Here is a 17664-nt window from a genome sequence, read left to right on the forward strand (position 1 = left end):
GCGGATCCAGCATAGCGGCGTGCAGACGCGGTCGCGCCCAACGGCTCCGGATCAGCGGTTCGGCAACACCGGTGCCGTGGCGTCCGCATCCGGCATTCCCGCCACATCGCCACCCGCCGTGATGTCCGGCCGGGACGCGACCGCGCTGACGCCTGCCTGCGCGTCACGTGCGCGGGCCTGCGTCGCGCGCGACAACGCATCCGGCGCCGGAAGCGCGTCCTCGTCGACCAGCCCGTTGGACTGCAGCCCAGCGCCTGCGGAGATCGCCAGTACGACCAGTCCCGCCACGATCCATCCCCGCATGCCCGCTGTCCCCTGATGTGTGCGGCGGCGAGGATAGCCGGGCGCGCAGGTTCCGTCAGTAGCCGGCGGCCTGTCCGTCCTTGCGCGACTCGCTGGCGCCGGTCCAGCCGCCGTAGGGGTTCTTCATGATCGCCTGGTAGCCGCCGTAGGGGCCGTGCGAGAACCGCACCGAATGGCCCTTCTGCATCAGCGCGCGCACGGTCTCGTACGGGAAGCCGGTTTCCAGATCCACTTCGCCGCCGTCGGTCATCGCGGTGTTCTGGCCGGTGGGTTCGGTCGAACCGTCGTGCTGGATGCGCGGCGCGTCGCCGGCTTCCTGCAGGTTCATGCCGAAGTCGAGCATGTTGATCAGGATCTGCACGTGGCCCTGCGGCTGCATCGCGCCGCCCATCACGCCGAAGCTCAGCCACGGCTCACCGTCCTTCGTCGCGAACGCGGGAATGATGGTGTGGAACGGGCGCTTGCCCGGCGCGTAGCCGTTGGGATGGTCCTCGCGCAGCACGAACTGCTCGCCGCGATCCTGCAGGATGAAACCCAGCCCCGGCGGTGCCATGCCGCTGCCCATGCCGCGATAGTTGGACTGGATCAGCGACACCATCATGCCGTCGGCATCCGCGGTGGTGAGGTAGATCGTGTCGCCCTCGTCGAGCTGCTTCGGCGTGCCCGGCTGCACCTCGCGCAGAGCGGTGTCCATCGAGATCAGCGCGCCGCGCTCACGCGCGTAATCCTTGGAGATCAGTCGCTCGACCGGTGCCGGATGGAAGGCCGGATCGGCATACCAGCGTGCGCGATCTGCGAACGCGAGCTTCTTCGCCTCGACAAACAGATGCACGTGCTCGGGGCTGCCGAAGCCATAGGACTTGAGGTCGTAAGGCTCCAGCAGGTTGAGGATCTGCAGCGCAGCGATGCCCTGTCCGCTCGGCGGCAGTTCCCACAGTTCGACGCCGCGGTAGCTCGTCGACACCGGCTCCACCCAGTTGCCGGTGTGCGCGGCCAGATCCTCGTAGGCGAGGAAGCCGTCGTTGGCTGCGAAGTAATCACCGATCGTGCGCGCGATGTCGCCCTTGTAGAACGCATCGCGGCCGCCGTCGGCGATCGCCTGCAGCGTGTTCGCCAGATTCGGATTGCGCCAGGTCTCGCCATTGCGCGGCGCGCGGCCGTCTATCGTGAACTGCTCGGTGAAGCCCGGCCACTTGCCCAGACGCGGCACGGAGCGGTCCCAGTAGTAGGCGATGATCTCGTGCACCGGATGGCCGTCGCGCGCGTAGCGGATCGTCGGCGCGAGATTCTCGGCCATCGCACGCTTGCCGAAGCGGCCGTGCAGCGCGAACCAGCCGTCGACCGCGCCGGGTACGGTGACCGGCAACGGGCCGTGCGACGGAATGTCGGTGAGGCCGCGGCGCTGGAACTCGGCGAGCGTCAATGACTGCGGCGAACGGCCCGACCCGTCGTAGCCGTACAGGCGCTTCGTCTTCGGGTCCCAGACGATCGCGAACAGATCACCGCCGATGCCGTTGCCGGTCGGCTCCATCAATCCGAGCGCCGCGTTGGCGGCAATCGCCGCATCGACCGCACTGCCGCCGGCCTTCATCGTGTCGAGCGCGATCTGCGTCGCCAGCGGATGCGAGGTCGCGGCCATCGCGTGCGGCGCATGCACCTCGCTGCGGGTCGCGAACGGATGGCCGGTGATGCGGTCGGCGGCGGTCGCGGACGGCGGCAGCGACAGGCCGAGCAGCGCGACGGCGATCAGGGACGGAAGCAGACGGGGCATGGCGGCATATCCAGACTTGCGGGGCGCACACAGTAGCGCGGCGCCGGATGCCGGGTCATGCGCGACCCGGTTCCACGCGCGTGCGTGGTCTCGGGTCGCCGCTGCACCCGCGACTGTGCTGCGGCCGGGCTGCCGCCGGGGATTGTCGGACATGGCCGCGCGGCGATCGCCGACATGCGGCGGCGCCGGACTGCGGCGACATGCACTCGTCATGCCGGCGGGAATGGCCGATGCTTTCCATCGCCGAACACGTTCCTGGATCTCGCGATTGCAGGAGCGCCACAGGAGCACAGGGATGGATGACGCAACTCCGAGGCACGGACCGCCCGCATCAGCGACACGCGCGTGGGCCTGGCGCATGGCAGCGTCGGGTCGCGCCAGCGCGAGATCGATCTGTGGACCTCAGGGCGCGACACGAGTGGTCGGCGTCCGTCCACATCCCCTAAGCAGCATGGGCGTGCTCTACGGCCCCGCACACCTGCGTCCCGTTGTCTCCTTTGGTCTTGCGCTCGCACTCGCGGCCTGCTCGCCCACGCCGCCCCCTGCGGTCTCCGCGGCCGTTTCCCCGGCCGCACAGCCGGTTGCGGATCCGGCGTCGGCCTGTCCGGTCGATACCTTTGAAGCTTTCATCGAACGCTTCGGCCGCGAAGTCGCGTTCCAGGAACTGACAACCGCCGATCCACTGACCGTCGAGCATTACGACACTGCAGCCGAGCCCGAACCCCGACGCGTCGTGGAGAAAGTGACCCTTGCGGATGTCGTCTGGCCGGTGATGCCGCGTCTGGACCACATCGGCGGCAGCGGTCGCACTTACGACATCGCCCCGATTACCGACAGCCGTATGGAAGTGCAGGTCCGCACACCGGACACCAGCGACCAGCAGCGCTACGTCTTCGGGAAGTCGCCGTGCTGGCAACTGCAACGGGTGGTCGACGAATCGATCTGACATCCGCGCTGCAATCCAAAGCGTGCAAGCCCGCTCAAGGAGTCGTTGATGCATACGCTGTGGATGTCCGCGCTGCTCTCCTCTGCTCTTCTTGTCGGATGCGGCGCCCAGGAGCGCGCAGTCGCCACACAGGTCGCCGAAGAGAACGCAGCACACGCATCGCCGACACCCGCAGCCTCGGCCTCGGCCGCGTATGAACCGGCCGCCTTCGTGCCCGAAGGCGCGACCCTGGTCGATACCGTACGGGGTGATCTGACAGGGCGTGGGACCTCCGACGCGTTGATCGTGTTTTCGCCAGCCACGACTGAAGCGCAATCCCTCGGCGAGGGTCAGGCGCGCACAGTCGCGCTGCTGACCCGCGATGCAGCGGGTCGTCTCCGGCACGCGGCCGGGAACGCACGCCTCATTCCGTGCGAACGCTGTGGCGGCATCGCTGGCGATCCCTACGCCTATGCCCGGATCGAAGCAGGCACCGTGATGCTGGCGGTGGCGGGGGGATCGCGCGAACGCTGGTTCCACGACTACATCTTCCGTTATGCGCCCGGGCGCGCGACCTGGCAGCTCGCGCAGGTGATCCGCGGTGTGACAGACACGCAGACGGGACGACAGAAACAGGCTGCACTGACAGCTGCGGATTTCGGTGACATCGGATTCGCGGACTTCGATCCCGCAGCTCTGCCCCCGGCGCCAGTACTGGATTGACGCGTTGGGACAACTTCGACCAGTCAGAAAGGGACCTGCATGAAAACAGCACAACGACTGATCGCGGCCGTACTTCTGCCAATGGCGCTCGCGTGTTCGAAGCAAAGTCCCGTCGGCGAGCACCCGGCAGTGGCAACGCCTTCGACGGACGAAACGCCAGCGCGGCTGGCGGACCAACCTCCGCCGCGTCTCGAGTTGCAGTGCGAGGGCCGTCAGTTCTCCATTGTGGGAGATGGCGGTGCGGCAGCCATCGAACGCGATCTCGGAGCCCGGTCACAGACGCTGCCCAAACCGGATGGCATGGCTGATTACGTCCCCGTCGGGATGGGCTGTGCCCGGTCATCCAGCGGCGAGGAGTACCTGGTCGTCGAGTATGGCGAGCCCCTGATCGGTTGCAGCATCTGCGAATGGTTCTTCGTCTACGACGGCGATGGCCAGCTGCTGAATCAGAGCACGCCGGCGATGCTTGGCCAGACGGGATCTCTGTATCCCAACAATCAAGGCTACACAGAGGTCACGAAAAGACTCGGTCTGCAGCGACACGAGATCCAGTACGCCTCCCGTCCAAAGCCTTTGGATGTCGAGGACTGAAACGCTCAGAGGCCAGTGGAACGCGGGTGCTGCAGAACCGTAACGGTTGAGGAATTCCAGACTGCACAAAGGAGTGGCACGGATGCCGAACGTCTATCACGACATGATCCAACCCAGGGGCGCCGCCTACAGGGCTTCGCAACTCCATTCCAGGAGTCATTACCTGGAGCCCATCGATGACGCGGAAGGGCGCCTGGCCGGTCACTCCAGGATCTGGGGGGACGCCGATCCGGAGGTCCAATCGCAGGTCATCGACATCCTGGTCACGGCGTCGAAAGACGCTGGGCTCAGCGCGCGGGAGACCGCACATGTGCTGGCCATCGCGCGTGTGGAATCGGGCTTCAATCCCGATGCTGCAGCCGGCACGACATCGGCCTCCGGCGTTGGCCAGTTCATAGACAGCACCGGCAGGGCGTATGGCCTCGGGAGCACGAACCGCTTCGACGCAGATGCGCAGGCGCGTGCGCTCGTCTCCCACTTCATCGACAACCGTGAACTCGCAGCGCGGCGTGGGCAGGACGAGGTCTACATCTACAAGTATCACCACGATGGTCCGAGCCGGGACTACGGAGGTCTCGGTCTGTCGTCAGACAAGGTGATGCCGTTGCTCGACCGGTACACCCGGTTCGTCGAGGCGGAGTTCGGATTCGAGCGCACTGGCACAACACCGGCTGCGGAGACGCAGTTCGAACTCTTGCGTGCAGGTCAACAGGGTCAGGCGGTCCATGCGCTGCAAGCCGGCTTGACCGCCCTTGGATTCGGTGACGCACGTGGAACGCCGCTGGAAGCCGACGGCATGTTCGGACCTCGCACCGCGGAAGCGGTGCGTGCGTTTCAATCGGCACACGCGTTACCGGTCGATGGAATCGTCGGGCCCGTAACGCGTGACGCACTCGATCGCGCGGTGCAGCAGGCGTCTGCACGACCAACGTTCGAGAATGTGCAGCCCGCTGCAACGCCTCTCGACGCGCTGCTGGCGGTCGCGCGTCGGGACGATCCGGAAGCGCTTCAGGCAGCGTTGGAGGCATTCTCCCGAACGTCGGTCGGCAGGGACTTTCAGGCGGTGAGCGCACCAGCTGCGCAGACCACCTCCGGACAACCCGCTGTCGAGATTTCGACGCAGGACGCTTGCGGACCCGAGCGATGACCGCTCCGTTCGGGGGCGGCATCCGCAGGGATGCATTCGACTGCACCGCCCGGGGAGCGAATCAGGATGTATCGGCCGGCTCCGGGACAGCAACGCAGCCGGGTCTGAATGAATGCGCGGATGCGCCGAACTCGGGTCCACCCCAGCTGTCGGCGCGTGCCACGTGTGCCTAGGGTCGAGGTATCGGTCCTGTGGAGATGGTCATGAGCGTCAGCGTCCAGTCGTCGAGCGTCACGCCTTCGAGCCTGCAGGCATTTCCGCCGCCGGACGCGTTGCGTGCGCAGTCGCAGGGCGCGCCGCCGCTGCCGACCGGCCACTACCAGCTCGAGCCCGGCTATCACCCGCAGCTGGGTGCGCTGTTCGCGGCAGGTGGCAATGCTGCGAATGCGGCGTCGTTCGATACCCAGGTCCGGGGCCAGGACGCCAAGGCGATCGACATGGACCTGATGCAGATCTCGGCTGCGGTCTACGACCCGGCCGTGCAGCAGGTCGGCGACTGGAACCGTGTCAGCGATGCCGACCTGATGGCGGCCGGTATCGATCCTTCGCTGCTGGAGAATCCGCAGAGCGGGTTCCGCGCCGGCATCTACACCGACGGTGATGGCAACCATGTGCTGGCGTTCGCAGGCTCCAACGAACTGAAGGACTGGACGGGCGCGAACTTCCGTCAGGGCCTGGGCTGGGATTCGGAGCAGTACGACGAAGCCGTACAGCTCGCGCAGCTGGCCTCCGCCGCCTACGGCGACGACCTGGCGATCACCGGACATTCGTTGGGAGGTGGTCTCGCCGCGACCGCAGCCATGGCCGTCGACGGCGCTGCAGTGACGTTCAATGCGTCGGGTGTCCACGACCGCACGATCGAAAGTCTGGGCCTCGATCCCGCAACCGCCAGGGCCGATGCCGGCGACGGTCAGATCCGCCGCTACAACGTCGATGGCGAAGCATTGACCAAAGCCCAGCAGGACATCTGGCTGGTCAACAACCTTCCCGATGCGCCCGGCCACGAGATCGTGCTGGATGATCCCGCACCGCTGACCGGCTTCGACCGGTTCAACCCGATCGCCATCGTGTCCCACAGCATCGCCAAGCACATGCAGGACGCGGTGCTCGAGGCACTGGGCCAGCAGCAGCCCTGGGCGCGGTGACGGCTGATGCCGGTCGACGGGACGCCCGCGACCGCTGTGTGAGAATGCCGGCATGCGCGTCGCAGTCCTGAGCCTGTTGCTGATGCTGTCCGGCGCCGCCTGCAGTGGAGACGCGATGGACGCTCGAGCCGCTTTCCCCGATGCCAGCGCAGGTGCGCTGGCCGATGCCGTGGCGGCCGACGATGCCGCCGCAGTCCGCGCGCAGGTGCAGGCGGGCGCAGATCCCAACGCCCGCGGCGACCAGGGGGTGAACCTGCTGCAGATCGCCATGCTGTCGCAATCGAAAGATGCGCTGAAGACCCTGCTCGATGTCGGTGCCGATCCCAACGCGCCCGGCCTGGGCGGTGCGACAGCCGTGCATGGAGCCGCGATTGCCGACGATCCGGACTATCTGCGGATCGTGCTGGACCGGCGCGGCGATCCCGATGCACGCCATGGCGAGACCCGCGCGACGCCGCTGGCAGGCGCCACGGGTCCGCGTACCGACGCGCAGTTCCGCATGCTGCTCGAGGCGGGTGCCGACCCCGGCGCCGCCGACCGTACCGGCAATACGCCGTTGCACAAGGCGGCGATGATCAATGCCGGCGCGCACGTGCTGGCCCTGCTCGAAGCCGGCGCCGATCCCCAGGCGAAGAACGCCCAGCACGCCACGTTCCAGCGCTATTTCTTCAAGACACCCGAGGCGCGGCTCAACGAGGCGGCTCGGGCCGCGCGCCAGGTCGTGGTCGCGTGGCTGCAGGCGCACCAGATTCCTCTCGAGGCAGGCGCCGACTGAGCGCCCCGACACTGGCGGCCGCGCTGCCGTGTGTCCGGGATTCCATGCGCTGACCGGTGCAGCGTCGGCGCGTGGTGTGCCCGGCTGACGCCACGGGCACGCGCTGACCGGCGCTACATCTCTGCATCACCCCTGGGAGCCGCCCTAGATGGCAACGCAGGGCGACCCGGCTAGCGTGGACGTCCGATAGAAGCATTCTGCGGAGCACGGCCATGTCCCTGACCATCGGCGACGGCACTGGACGCATCGAGTCACCGGTCCGTCCAGCGCAGGACGATCCTGCCCTGTGCGTCGCGCCGCCGCCGTTGCTGCCGGGCGGCGCCTACCGTCCGGAGACGGGTTTTCATCCACAGATCCACGCGGCAGCCCAGGCGCCGTCGCAGGGCGCGGGTGGCACCAGCCCGTATGCGATACCCGAAGGCAGCACCCTCGACGAGGTCGCCAGCGGCACGCAGGCGCAGCCGTTCGATGTGACGCTTTCGCAGCTCGCGACCGCCGTCTACGAAACCCGCGGCGCACCGCCCCCGGGTTGGGACGCAGTCAGCGACCAGCAGTTGATGGACCAGGGTGTGGCCGATCCACAGGCCTGGCGCCTGCAGTACCTCGGCGCCAATGACGCGGTACCGACCAACGCCCAGGAGTTCCGCGCCGAGGTCTACACCGACGGTGCCGGCAACTATGTGCTGTCCTATCGCGGCACCGCCGAGGGCGGTCCGGACTGGGAGAACAATTTCCGCCAGGGTCTCGGCTACGAGACCAATGACGGCGACAAGTTCAGCGTCACCGCGGTGAACACCGCGCGCGAGTTCGCGAACGTGTTCGGCGACAACGGTGCCAATTCTTCGAATCTCGCGATCACCGGGCATTCGCAGGGCGGCGGTCTCGCCAGCGTCGGCGCACTGGCCAGCGGCATCCCGGCGGTCACGTTCGACGCATCGGGTCTCCACCCCAACACGCTCGACCGCATGGGCATCGATCCGCAGGCCGCGCGCGACAGCGCCGAGGGTGGGCAGATCCGGGCCTATTCGCTGTCCAGCGATGCGCTGACAAATCTGCAGGACAGCTGGGTCACCGGCATCGTCGCGCCCGATGCGCTGGGCACGCAGATCGTCGTCGATCCGGCAGCGGCCGACGCGGACAGCATGTTCTCCAATTACGGGCCCATCGAAGGCTTCTCGCAGTCGCAGAGCGATGCCATCAACACCGGCGTGGAGATCGCACGGCATCCGCTGACCGGCGCGGTCCTGCCGCTGGCGGGTCTGATCGGTGATATCGCCTACGCCGGCATCAGCCACAGCCCCAACGCGTTGACCGCCGGCATGATCGAGGCGCAGCCGTGGCAGGCGGGCTACGAGAATCCGTCCTCGCCCGGACGCGATCTGCAGAACCTGCTGCCCGACGCGACCAAGGACGATTACGCGCGCAACGTGCACGACTTCGCCACCGACATCGACACCGTGGTGGCCAACGAATTCGCCAACGGCCAGTACCTGCAGGGTGGCCTCAGCCTGGCCGGCGACTTCGCCGAAGGCGCGTTCAACTCGGTCGGCGACACCGTCGACGGCTATGCCGACCAGTTGGCCGGGGCGGTCGATCGTCACATCGGTGGCTGGGGCGGGAGCGCCCTGTCGAGCGCGATCGACGGCGCGGGCGACGTCTTCGAGGTCGCCACCGACGTGGCCGGCCAGGTGACCGAGACCTTGGCCGACGGCGTGGGCTGGGTGGCGCAGGGCGCAACCAGCTTCGTCGGTGGCCTGTTCGGCCGCTGAGGTGCCTGGGCGGCACATGTGCCGTGCGTATGATCGGATGCTGACATGACCGGTTTCCGCGCCCTGTCGTCGATCGTCCTTCTCCTCTGCGCCGCAGGGTGTGCACAACCGTCCATGAGCAACGACGCATTCAACACGCCGGCAACGGCGCAGCTGGCCGATGCCGTGCGTCGTGGCGACGCCGACGAGATCCGCCGCCAGCTGGCGCATGTCGCAGCCGATACACCGGGCAGCGACGGCGACACCCTGCTGATGGAGGCGATCCGGCAGCGCCGGGCGACGAGCGTCGATGCACTGCTCGAAGGCGGCGCGGATCCCGACCGGGTCAACGCACGGGGCGACACGCCGGTGCATGCGGCTGCGTTCTCCGGTGATCCGGCCATCCTGCGCGCGGTGATCGCCAGGGGCGGCGATGTCGACGTGGCCAATCCGCATACCGGCGCGACGCCGCTTGTGCAGGCGCTGCTGTCACCGACCGCGGGTCAGGCCGAGGTGCTGCTCGATGCCGGCGCCGATCCCGATCTCGCGGACCGCAATGGCGACACGCCGCTGCACGTCGCCGGCCGCACCAATGGTGGCGCGGCGATCCTCGCGCTGCTGCGCAAGGGCGCGCGGCCGCAGGCGGAGAACTCGCGCGGCGTGACGTTCCAGCACGAATACTTCGGCTTTCCCGAACATCTGCTCAACGACCGCGCACGTGGCGAACGACGCGAAATCATCGCGTGGCTCAAGCAGCATGGCGTACCGCTGGAAGCCAATGTGCAGGCGACCGACTGAGCGTCCTGAGGCTGCGCTCTCCGACTTGAGACGTGGACCGCTGCCCGCTCAGGGCCACGCGGGCGGCGCCGCCTGCCAGGCAGTGAAGACCTCCGCCAACGTCGCGCGCTCGGCTGCGGTCCAGCCGGTCAGCAGCGAGGGATAACGGGCAGGGTCGTCCCACAGCGTCGGCTCGGTCCGCACCGCGGCGGCGTACCACCGCAGCGCTTCGTCACGACGCCCGGCCGACCACAACCCGAGCGCCAGCGTCGGCGGTGCCCACGACGGTTTCAGCAGACGTCCATCCAGAGCAAGCCGCCACTGTTCGAGGGCTTCCTCATGCCGGCCCAGCCGGTACAGATCCCAGGCGAAATTCCAGTGCACGGCACTGCGCAACGGCGCGCGCGGCGCCAGCGACGCGAGCGTCTGCGCATACATCGTGCGGCCGGCGTCTTCTCGGCCGCTGCGCATCAGCGCATGCGCAAGCTGCGCGCGGGCCTGGTCGGCATTGCGGGCCTTGCGCTCGATCAGCTGGACCAGCCGACCATGGGTCTGGTCATCGTCTCCGACGATCGCGACGACCGGCGCGGCGGTGCGTGGGTCGTCATCGAAATAGAACTCTGCCGGCGCCGGCAGCGTCTGCGCGCCCGCGGTCGACGCGAGCAGCAGCGCCAGTGCGCACAGGCCGGAACGGAGGTATCCCATGCCATGTTCCCCTTGTCTGTCTTCGATACGTCGTCGTCATGACCACGTAACCGCGCCATTGTAGCCAGCGCATGGCGGCCGCTGCCGCGGCCGCACCACGGATGCCGCGACCGCGCGGTCGGCAATCAATGCAGCACCCGGAGTGCGCGCGCTGCACCGCGCCGTCTCAGCGCCGCTGCCAGACGACCGAGAGGTTGTGGGCGGGCATCTCGATCATCGCGGCCCGCTCCAGTCCGATCGCGCGCGCGAGCGCGTCCACCGCGTCGAGATCCCGGACGCCGGCGCGCGGATCACGTGCCTTGAGCCAGCCGTCGAATTCGCGGTTGCTGTCGCTCGTAGGGACGCCGTCGATATTGAACGGGCCATAGACCACCAGGGTCGCATCCTCCGCAAGCGCGCCATCGAGTCCAGCGAACAGGGCCTCGACTTCGGACCAGCCCATGATGTGCAGGGTGTTCGCGGTGAATGCGGCATCGAAGCGCGTGCGCGGCCACGGTCCCGCGGCGACGTCGAGTTCGATTGGCGAAGGCGTGTTGGGTAAACCGGCGGCATCGAGCCACTGCGCGATGCCTGGAAGATGCTGCGCGCGCTCCGAACACTGCCAGCGCAGCCACGGCATGGCCGCAGCGAAGTGCACCGCGTGCTGACCGGTGCCGCTGCCGATCTCCAGCACCTGGCGCCGGTCCTCGAACCACGTGCGCAGGACGTCGAGAATCGGTGCACGGTTGCGCTCGCAGGAGGGTGCGAACGGCTTTTCGCTGGCGTTTTGCGGCAGGGTCATGCACGACACGATACGGCACGCCATTGCACCGGCCCGTCAGTCCTCCGCCACATCGTTGCACCAGCGCGGGCCGCGCCGGAGCCGGATCGGGCCCTGCATCGGCGCATGGGGGTCGAGCACGACGTCCGACCTGGTGATCACGATCACCCCGTCAGCCGCAAGCGCGCATGCGACGCGGCGCACATCGGGCATCGCATCGCGCCAGACGTCGGCTGGATACAACCGGCGCGCGACCTCGGACGGGCAGATCGACGCCACGACGGACCGCGCGGTCAGCAGCGCACGGATCTCCGCTGCGATGCGCGCATCGTCCAGCGCCATCGTTCAGACCGGCTGCAGAAGCCGCAGACCGAAGCGGTCGCTGTCGTCGTTCCAGCCGTGGGTGACACGCAGACCGGCCTGCGCGGCCAGGGCCGAGAACGATGCGTCCGTGTATTTGCGGCTGATCTCCACCTGCATCGCTTCGCCCTGCGCGAAGTCGAACCGGTGATCGCCGATGTGGACGGTCTGAACGCGCTCGCTGACGAGCGCCGTTTCGATCCGCATGCGCTCACGCGCGTAGACCGCACGGTGACGGAAACCGTCGGACGCGAAATCGCTGCCGATCTCGCGATTGAGCCGGGCCAGCAGGTTGAGCGTGAACGCAGCAGTGACGCCGGCCTGATCGTTGTAGGCCGCTTCGATGATCGCGGGGTCCTTGTCCAGATCGATCCCGATCAGCGCGCAACCGCCGTCCCCCATCGTGCCGCGCATCGAGGTGAGCAGACGCACGGCCTCGCCGTCGTCGAAATTGCCGAGGGTCGAGCCGGGGAAGAACACCAGCGTGCGGCGGACACGGCGCGCCGCGTGCGGCAACGGGACCGGACGGGTGAAGTCCGCGCACACCGGCAGCATCTGCACATCGGGAAACTGCTGGCCGAGGCGGGTCACGCTGTCCATCAGCGCGGTCCGCGAAATCTCTATCGGGGTATAGGCGACAGGCGCGTCGAGGCCTTCGAGCAACAGTTCGGTCTTGCGGCCGCTGCCGCTGCCGAACTCGACCACGTGCACGCCATCGCCGATCGCCTGCGCGATCGACGGTATCCGCGCTTCCATCAAGGCCAGTTCGACGCGGGTGAGGTAGTACTCGGGCTGACGCGTGATGGCCTCGAACAGGCGCGAGCCTTCGGCGTCGTAGAAGTATTTGGACGGCAACCGCTTCGGCGTGCGCGACAGGCCGGCGATCGCATCTGCGGCGATGTCGTCGGGCTGCGGATGCAGATCGGTCAGTGCGGCCTGCGCACGTGCGCGGGCGGTCGCGGCATTCATGCGGAATCCTTGGCCAGACGCAGACCGGCGAACTGCCATCTCGCGTCCGAGGGAAAGAAGTTGCGGTAGCTGGCGCGCATGTGGTCGCCCGATGTCGCGCAACTTCCGCCGCGGAGCACCCACTGCGCATCCATGAACTTGCCGTTGTACTCACCCAACGTGCCGGGCAACGGCCGGTAGCCGGGATAGGCGGTATAGGCGCTGGAGGTCCACTCCCAGACATCGCCGAACATCTGCTGCAGGCCGGCCGAGGCAGTCGCCGCTGCACCGGGATGCAGGCACCCGCTGTCGACGAAGTTGCCGTCCACCGGCAGCGCGGCTGCCGCCTGCTCCCACTCGAATTCGGTGGGCAGGCGAGCACCCGCCCAGCGCGCGAACGCGTCGGCTTCGTAGTAGCTCAGATGGCACACGGGCGCGCCGGATTCGAGCGCGCGCCAGCCTCCCAGCGTGAACTCGGCGTCGCAGGTCTCATTCCAGTACAGCGGCCGCTTCCAGCCCCGCGCGCGGATCGCATCCCATCCGGCGCTGAGCCACAGGCCCGCCGTGCGGTAACCACCGTCTTCGACGAAGGCGAAGAATTCGGCGTTGCTGACGGGCCGACTCGCCAGCGCGTGCGCAGGCACGAGCACGCGATGACGCGGCGACTCGTTGTCGTAGGCGAAACCGGACGCCCCGGGCCACACGGCATGCCCGGCTTCGAAGATCGCTTCCTGGCGCGGGATCCAGTGCAGCGCGCCGCCGCTGCCGCCTGTCCGGGGCAGATCCTCGCGATAGCAGGGATGGAGCGGATTGCTGAAGAACGCGTGCTTGATGTCGGTCAGCAGCAGTTCCTGGTGCTGCTGCTCGTGCTGCAGGCCGAGTTCCACGATGTCGAGCAGCCGCGCATCCAGATCGCCGCGACGCAGCCGCTCGCGCATGCGCGTTTCGATCGCTTCGCGATAGGCGGACACCTGGGCAAGCGTGGGCCGCGACAGCACACCACGCATGGGTCGTGCGTGCATCGGGCCTACGCTCTGGTAGTAGCTGTTGAACAGGTAGTCCCACGCAGAATCGAACGACGTGTAACGGCCACCGTCCGCGAGCACGAAGCGCTCGAAGAACCAGGTCGTATGGGCCAGGTGCCATTTCGTCGGACTGGCATCGTCCATGCTCTGCACCATCGCGTCCTCGGCGCCGATGGGTGCGGCAAGCACGGCACTGCGACTGCGAACGGCGTCGAACCGCTGCGCAAGCAGACGGCATCGCGCGTCGACGTCGCCAACTGCGGAAGGGCGTGTTTCCGGGGCATGCAGCGACATCCGCGAATTTTTATGGGCCTCGCGTGATGGCGCCGTCGTCGCAGTCCGCCACCTGGACTTCGGATTCACGCGCGCGCCACGTCCTTGAACGACAGCAGTGTCGACTTCGCAGATAACGGAAATTCCACGCTTTGAACGACATCAGGCATACACCGGCGGGCCGACACTGCGACTCAACATTCACCCGAGGAGTTATCCGATGCGACGTATTGCGCTTCCGCTGGCGGCCGCGATGGCTTTCGCGTTCACCGCCTGCAGCAACGATCCGCCGCCGACGGACATTCCGCCGACGGATCCGGCACCGATGAACGACCCCGCGACGCCGCCGGTCGACCCGTCGACGGATCCGATGAATCCGCCGCCGACCGATCCGGCCTCGCCGACCCCGACGGACCCGACCATGCCGCCGCCCACGGATCCGATGACGCAGCCGCCGACCGATCCGACCACCACACCGCCGGCAACGCCGCCGGTCGAAGGTGATGGCACCACACGCGGTACCTGATCGATACGAATCACGCTGTGCCCGTGTGACCGGTTCGACGTCGATGACGTCGACGCCTCGCGCACTCTCTCTCCAGAGCCGGTCCCAGTTGCCGTCCGCCCCTCTCCAGGGCGGGCGGCTTTTCTTTGTCCGTCGCCAGCAAGGTGACTCGATTCGCTACCCGGGCACCGGCCATGCCGTGCCGCGGTAGGTCGCCACCTGCGCGAGCGCGAGCAGGGCATGGTCTTCGTGCGTATCGCCGTGTGCATGCACTTCGCGATAGGCCGCCAGGTCGTAGCGTTCGCGCACGCGCCTGACTTTCTCGTCCGCCACGCATTGCGGGCCGGCGTAACGACCGGTCAGGTGTCCGGCGCGTGTCTCCAGCTGCGAGCACAGCAGGTCGACACCCTGCGCTTCGCACCAGGGCGCGAGATATACGTCGAAACCACCCGAGACGACCACGACCGTATCCCCGTGCGCGCGATGGGCGTCGATCCTCGCCTGCATGTCAGGCCGCACCAGCGCCGGCAGGACCGTGGCGGCAAAGCGTCGGCCCGCCTCTTCCACGGCCGCACGCGGCAGGCCACCGAAGGCGAAGCGGACGAGCAGCCTGCGCAGGACATGCACCGGCAGCAGCTTCAGCCTGTAGGCCAGCACCGGCAGCGCGAACAGCGGCGTGCCCAGGCGCAGCCGTTGCGGCGGCGTCGCGAACCGGAGGAAATCGGGCAGCGTCTCGCGCGTGGTGAGGGTGCCGTCGAAGTCGAACAGCGCCAGCACCGGACGCGTCTGTGCCGGCGCGGCCGCGCTCATGCGACCGACATCGCGGCCTGTGCCAGCAACGCGACGACGCAGCCGATCGCGCCGAACCACGCCGCGCTGCGCAACCACGCGAGGTCGGCGACATAGGCGACGCCGTGCAGCAGGCGCAGTCCGACGAAGGCGATCGCCAGTGCCGCGATGCGTGCGTGCGCGACGTCTGCCAACTGGGCCAGCACGACGCCGGCCGCAAACGGTGCGAACGCCTCCAGCGCATTGAGATGGGCGTTGTAGGCACGCTTGAGACGCGGACGGTCCTGTCGCGCGACCCAGCCGCGCGGATCCCGGTTGTCGTACCGCGGCGCGGATGCCTTGGCGACGGCCACCCACAGGTAGGGCAGGAGCGCGACGATGAGGACACACCAGTAGGCGGTGGACAGCGACATGCAGGCAGCTCCGGTTTCCGGTCCATCGGATGGCTGCGCATCGTAGCCGAGCCCGCCGTTTCCGTGCGCCGACGGCACGCTGGCGCCGGCGTCGATCCAGCCGCCGTGTTCCAACAAAAAGGCGGCGGTCCGAAGACCGCCGCCCCTGCATCACGCGTGCAGCATGACCGCCTTACGGCGCGCCGCCCGCCTCGCTGCGCATGTCGTCACGCGCGGCCTTGAACGGATTGCCCTCGTACCAGTTCGGCCACTGGTCGCCATCGGCGAGCGTGCGGCCAACGCCGTACAGCGCCTCGAGATCCTGCACGACGCCTTCGAGGTTCCAGTCCGGGTTGTACTCGTCGCTGGGCTGGTGATAGCGCGTCGCGTAGTCGTCGGTCGCAGCCTTGCCCGCCGCAGTGCCGCCGTCGACGAGATCGTTGCCGCCCTTCGCATACAGCGCCGGCACGCCGGCCTTGGCGAAGTTGAAGTGATCGGAGCGGAAGTAGAAACCGCCGGCCGTGTTGCCTTCTTCCACCAGCGTGCGGTTCTGCTGGTCGGCATGGGTCTTGAGGATGTCCTCGAGTTCCGAGTTGCCCTTGCCGGTGACGACGAAGTCACGCGAGGGACCGGCGACGCTCATCGCGTCGAGGTTGATCACGCCCACCGTCTGCGCCAGACCGATACTCGGCTGCGCCACGTAGTACTTGCTGCCCAGCAGGCCCGATTCCTCGAGCGTGACCGCCAGGAACACCAGCGAACGCTTCGGCTTGGGTTCGGTGGTGGCGAACTTCTCGGCGATCTCGATGATGCCGGCCACGCCGGTCGCGTTGTCGATCGCACCGTTGTAGATCGTGTCGCCCTCACCCTCGTGCTTGCCCAGGTGATCCCAGTGCGCGAGATAGAGGATCGCCTCTTCCGGCGTCCCGGTGCCGGGCAGGATGCCGATCACGTTGCGCGAGCTCTTCTCTTCGATCGTGCTCTTGAGATCGAAGCCGATCGTCGCGTCGAGCGGTACCGGCTTGAAGCCGCGCACGTTGGCGGCCTGGATCTGCTCGTCGAGATCGAGGCCGGCTTCGGCGAACAGCTGCTTGGCCACTTCGCCGGAGATCCAGCCCTGTGCCGGCAGGCGCGGTTCGGGATCGTCCTCGGTACGCAGATCGAACTGCGCACCCGACCAGGAATTCTTGACCACATCCCAGCCGTACGAGGCACCGGGTGTGTCGTGGATGATCAGCGCGGCCACCGCACCCTTGCGCGCGGCTTCTTCGAACTTGTACGTCCAGCGACCGTAGTAGGTCATCTTTTCGCCGTCGAACAGCGTCGCATCGTTGGCGTGGAAGCCCGGGTCGTTGACCAGCATCACGACGGTCTTGCCCTTGAGGTCGAGGCCGGCGTAATCGTTCCAGTTCTGCTCCGGCGCATCGACGCCGTAACCGACGAACACCAGTTCGCTGTCGGCGACATTGATCTCGGTCTGGCCGGTACGCGTACCGATCACCATCTCGTCGCCGAACTTCAGCTCACGCTCGCCGGCACTGTTGCGCAGGCGCAGCACGGTCGACGGATCGGCGGTGGTCTCGACCATCGGCACCGTCTGGTACCAGTCGTTGTTGTCGCCGCCCGGCTGCAGGCCGATGCGCTCGAACTGGGCCTTGATGTACTCGACCGTCCTGTCTTCGCCGGCGGTACCGGGCGCACGTCCTTCGAACTCGTCGGACGCCAGCACGCGCACCATTTCGCCGAAATCGCCGGCGGTGATGTCGGGCGAGAACGTGTGTGCAGCCTGGGCGTCGGGCGTTGCCGCATCCGGCGCGGCGGTCTTGTCGCCGCACGCGGCGAGCACCAGCGCAGCCGGCAGCGCCAGCAGCAGAAGGGGTTTGCGCATCCTGGAATCTCCGGAAAATCGTGGAGGCCGCACTATACGTGCGTTCAGCCAGAGGCGCCCGGCACCCTCGGGTGCGCCCCAGCTTGGCTGCGGTGCGGATCGGGCGCAGCGTCC

Annotated in this window: 19 protein-coding genes; 9 read left to right on the top strand and 10 right to left on the bottom strand. The window is 67.7% G+C overall.

Annotated features, from left to right (window positions below):
* Positions 1 to 51 precede the first annotated feature (51 nt).
* Together AC3A4E_RS00550 and ggt are read right to left on the bottom strand one after the other, a co-directional pair.
* Positions 52 to 303 carry a hypothetical protein gene (locus AC3A4E_RS00550; RefSeq protein WP_487629636.1) on the bottom strand — a complete coding sequence of 84 codons (252 nt, stop codon included), beginning with the start codon at positions 301 to 303 and terminating at the stop codon, positions 52 to 54.
* Between the two features lie 55 nt (positions 304 to 358).
* Positions 359 to 2074 carry a gamma-glutamyltransferase gene (ggt, locus tag AC3A4E_RS00555; protein ID WP_487629637.1) on the bottom strand — a complete coding sequence of 572 codons (1716 nt, stop codon included), beginning with the start codon at positions 2072 to 2074 and terminating at the stop codon, positions 359 to 361.
* A gap of 451 nt (positions 2075 to 2525) precedes the next feature.
* Between ggt and AC3A4E_RS00560 the strand changes: the two genes are divergently transcribed.
* The 8 genes from AC3A4E_RS00560 to AC3A4E_RS00595 all read left to right on the top strand — a co-directional run bounded on the left by AC3A4E_RS00560 (position 2526) and on the right by AC3A4E_RS00595 (position 9926).
* The gene (locus AC3A4E_RS00560; RefSeq protein ID WP_487629638.1) at positions 2526 to 3020 is read left to right on the top strand and encodes a hypothetical protein; all 495 of its coding nucleotides are present in this window, start codon (positions 2526 to 2528) and stop codon (positions 3018 to 3020) included.
* 63 nt (positions 3021 to 3083) lie between these two features.
* Positions 3084 to 3722: a hypothetical protein gene (locus AC3A4E_RS00565; RefSeq protein ID WP_487629639.1), complete on the top strand. Its 639-nt coding sequence runs from the start codon at positions 3084 to 3086 to the stop codon at positions 3720 to 3722.
* A gap of 39 nt (positions 3723 to 3761) precedes the next feature.
* Complete coding sequence (locus AC3A4E_RS00570) at positions 3762 to 4313, top strand: hypothetical protein (RefSeq protein ID WP_487629640.1); 552 nt, start codon at positions 3762 to 3764, stop codon at positions 4311 to 4313.
* Between the two features lie 82 nt (positions 4314 to 4395).
* Positions 4396 to 5460, top strand: a complete 1065-nt coding sequence (locus AC3A4E_RS00575; RefSeq protein WP_487629641.1) for a peptidoglycan-binding protein — start codon at positions 4396 to 4398, stop codon at positions 5458 to 5460.
* Between the two features lie 203 nt (positions 5461 to 5663).
* Positions 5664 to 6605, top strand: coding sequence for a Tle-like phospholipase domain-containing protein (locus tag AC3A4E_RS00580; RefSeq protein WP_487629642.1), 942 nt, complete (start codon positions 5664 to 5666; stop codon positions 6603 to 6605).
* A gap of 52 nt (positions 6606 to 6657) precedes the next feature.
* Complete coding sequence (locus tag AC3A4E_RS00585; RefSeq protein WP_487629643.1) at positions 6658 to 7380, top strand: ankyrin repeat domain-containing protein; 723 nt, start codon at positions 6658 to 6660, stop codon at positions 7378 to 7380.
* Positions 7381 to 7592: 212 nt separating this feature from the next.
* Entirely contained in the window at positions 7593 to 9149 is a 1557-nt protein-coding gene (locus AC3A4E_RS00590) for a Tle-like phospholipase domain-containing protein (RefSeq protein WP_487629644.1), read from the top strand.
* 114 nt (positions 9150 to 9263) lie between these two features.
* On the top strand, positions 9264 to 9926 hold the full coding sequence (locus AC3A4E_RS00595) for an ankyrin repeat domain-containing protein (protein ID WP_487629645.1): 663 nt from the start codon (positions 9264 to 9266) through the stop codon (positions 9924 to 9926).
* Positions 9927 to 9974: 48 nt separating this feature from the next.
* On the opposite strand, the gene AC3A4E_RS00600 is transcribed toward AC3A4E_RS00595, so the two are convergent.
* The 5 genes from AC3A4E_RS00600 to egtB all read right to left on the bottom strand — a co-directional run bounded on the left by AC3A4E_RS00600 (position 9975) and on the right by egtB (position 13997).
* Positions 9975 to 10610, bottom strand: coding sequence for a tetratricopeptide repeat protein (locus AC3A4E_RS00600; protein WP_487629646.1), 636 nt, complete (start codon positions 10608 to 10610; stop codon positions 9975 to 9977).
* A 166-nt stretch (positions 10611 to 10776) separates the two neighbouring features.
* Positions 10777 to 11391, bottom strand: a complete 615-nt coding sequence (locus tag AC3A4E_RS00605; RefSeq protein ID WP_487629647.1) for a DUF938 domain-containing protein — start codon at positions 11389 to 11391, stop codon at positions 10777 to 10779.
* A gap of 36 nt (positions 11392 to 11427) precedes the next feature.
* On the bottom strand, positions 11428 to 11712 hold the full coding sequence (locus tag AC3A4E_RS00610; protein ID WP_487629648.1) for a DUF3253 domain-containing protein: 285 nt from the start codon (positions 11710 to 11712) through the stop codon (positions 11428 to 11430).
* A 3-nt stretch (positions 11713 to 11715) separates the two neighbouring features.
* Positions 11716 to 12699, bottom strand: a complete 984-nt coding sequence (gene egtD, locus AC3A4E_RS00615) for an L-histidine N(alpha)-methyltransferase (RefSeq protein ID WP_487629649.1) — start codon at positions 12697 to 12699, stop codon at positions 11716 to 11718.
* Entirely contained in the window at positions 12696 to 13997 is a 1302-nt protein-coding gene (gene egtB / locus AC3A4E_RS00620; protein WP_487629650.1) for an ergothioneine biosynthesis protein EgtB, read from the bottom strand. The genes egtD and egtB overlap by 4 nt, the downstream gene beginning before the upstream one ends.
* 97 nt (positions 13998 to 14094) lie before the next feature.
* On the opposite strand from egtB, the gene AC3A4E_RS00625 reads away from it, so the two are divergent.
* Positions 14095 to 14502, top strand: a complete 408-nt coding sequence (locus tag AC3A4E_RS00625; protein ID WP_487629651.1) for a hypothetical protein — start codon at positions 14095 to 14097, stop codon at positions 14500 to 14502.
* 156 nt (positions 14503 to 14658) lie between these two features.
* Here the strand turns inward: AC3A4E_RS00625 and AC3A4E_RS00630 are convergent, their stop codons facing one another.
* The 3 genes from AC3A4E_RS00630 to AC3A4E_RS00640 all read right to left on the bottom strand — a co-directional run bounded on the left by AC3A4E_RS00630 (position 14659) and on the right by AC3A4E_RS00640 (position 17550).
* Positions 14659 to 15291: an HAD-IB family hydrolase gene (locus AC3A4E_RS00630; protein ID WP_487629652.1), complete on the bottom strand. Its 633-nt coding sequence runs from the start codon at positions 15289 to 15291 to the stop codon at positions 14659 to 14661.
* Positions 15288 to 15683 (bottom strand): MAPEG family protein, encoded by a 396-nt coding sequence (locus AC3A4E_RS00635; protein ID WP_487629653.1) that lies wholly within the window; start codon positions 15681 to 15683, stop codon positions 15288 to 15290. Before AC3A4E_RS00635 ends, AC3A4E_RS00630 begins: the two co-directional genes overlap by 4 nt.
* A gap of 172 nt (positions 15684 to 15855) precedes the next feature.
* Positions 15856 to 17550 (bottom strand): M28 family metallopeptidase, encoded by a 1695-nt coding sequence (locus AC3A4E_RS00640; protein ID WP_487629654.1) that lies wholly within the window; start codon positions 17548 to 17550, stop codon positions 15856 to 15858.
* Positions 17551 to 17664: the final 114 nt, after the last annotated feature.

This window comes from Luteimonas sp. Soil_N_1 (assembly GCF_057656255.1).

Excerpts from the sequence above, each read along its gene's own strand:
- AC3A4E_RS00570 (WP_487629640.1), top strand. The coding sequence starts at position 3,762 with ATGAAAACAGCACAACGACTGATCGCGGCCGTACTTCTGCCAATGGCG.
- AC3A4E_RS00575 (WP_487629641.1), top strand. The coding sequence starts at position 4,396 with ATGCCGAACGTCTATCACGACATGATCCAACCCAGGGGCGCCGCCTAC.
- AC3A4E_RS00635 (WP_487629653.1), bottom strand. The coding sequence starts at position 15,683 with ATGTCGCTGTCCACCGCCTACTGGTGTGTCCTCATCGTCGCGCTCCTG.
- AC3A4E_RS00565 (WP_487629639.1), top strand. The coding sequence starts at position 3,084 with ATGTCCGCGCTGCTCTCCTCTGCTCTTCTTGTCGGATGCGGCGCCCAG.
- AC3A4E_RS00595 (WP_487629645.1), top strand. The coding sequence starts at position 9,264 with ATGAGCAACGACGCATTCAACACGCCGGCAACGGCGCAGCTGGCCGAT.
- egtD (WP_487629649.1), bottom strand. The coding sequence starts at position 12,699 with ATGAATGCCGCGACCGCCCGCGCACGTGCGCAGGCCGCACTGACCGAT.
- AC3A4E_RS00605 (WP_487629647.1), bottom strand. The coding sequence starts at position 11,391 with ATGACCCTGCCGCAAAACGCCAGCGAAAAGCCGTTCGCACCCTCCTGC.
- AC3A4E_RS00630 (WP_487629652.1), bottom strand. The coding sequence starts at position 15,291 with ATGAGCGCGGCCGCGCCGGCACAGACGCGTCCGGTGCTGGCGCTGTTC.
- ggt (WP_487629637.1), bottom strand. The coding sequence starts at position 2,074 with ATGCCCCGTCTGCTTCCGTCCCTGATCGCCGTCGCGCTGCTCGGCCTG.
- AC3A4E_RS00640 (WP_487629654.1), bottom strand. The coding sequence starts at position 17,550 with ATGCGCAAACCCCTTCTGCTGCTGGCGCTGCCGGCTGCGCTGGTGCTC.
- egtB (WP_487629650.1), bottom strand. The coding sequence starts at position 13,997 with ATGTCGCTGCATGCCCCGGAAACACGCCCTTCCGCAGTTGGCGACGTC.
- AC3A4E_RS00585 (WP_487629643.1), top strand. The coding sequence starts at position 6,658 with ATGCGCGTCGCAGTCCTGAGCCTGTTGCTGATGCTGTCCGGCGCCGCC.
- AC3A4E_RS00580 (WP_487629642.1), top strand. The coding sequence starts at position 5,664 with ATGAGCGTCAGCGTCCAGTCGTCGAGCGTCACGCCTTCGAGCCTGCAG.
- AC3A4E_RS00600 (WP_487629646.1), bottom strand. The coding sequence starts at position 10,610 with ATGGGATACCTCCGTTCCGGCCTGTGCGCACTGGCGCTGCTGCTCGCG.
- AC3A4E_RS00560 (WP_487629638.1), top strand. The coding sequence starts at position 2,526 with ATGGGCGTGCTCTACGGCCCCGCACACCTGCGTCCCGTTGTCTCCTTT.
- AC3A4E_RS00550 (WP_487629636.1), bottom strand. The coding sequence starts at position 303 with ATGCGGGGATGGATCGTGGCGGGACTGGTCGTACTGGCGATCTCCGCA.
- AC3A4E_RS00590 (WP_487629644.1), top strand. The coding sequence starts at position 7,593 with ATGTCCCTGACCATCGGCGACGGCACTGGACGCATCGAGTCACCGGTC.
- AC3A4E_RS00610 (WP_487629648.1), bottom strand. The coding sequence starts at position 11,712 with ATGGCGCTGGACGATGCGCGCATCGCAGCGGAGATCCGTGCGCTGCTG.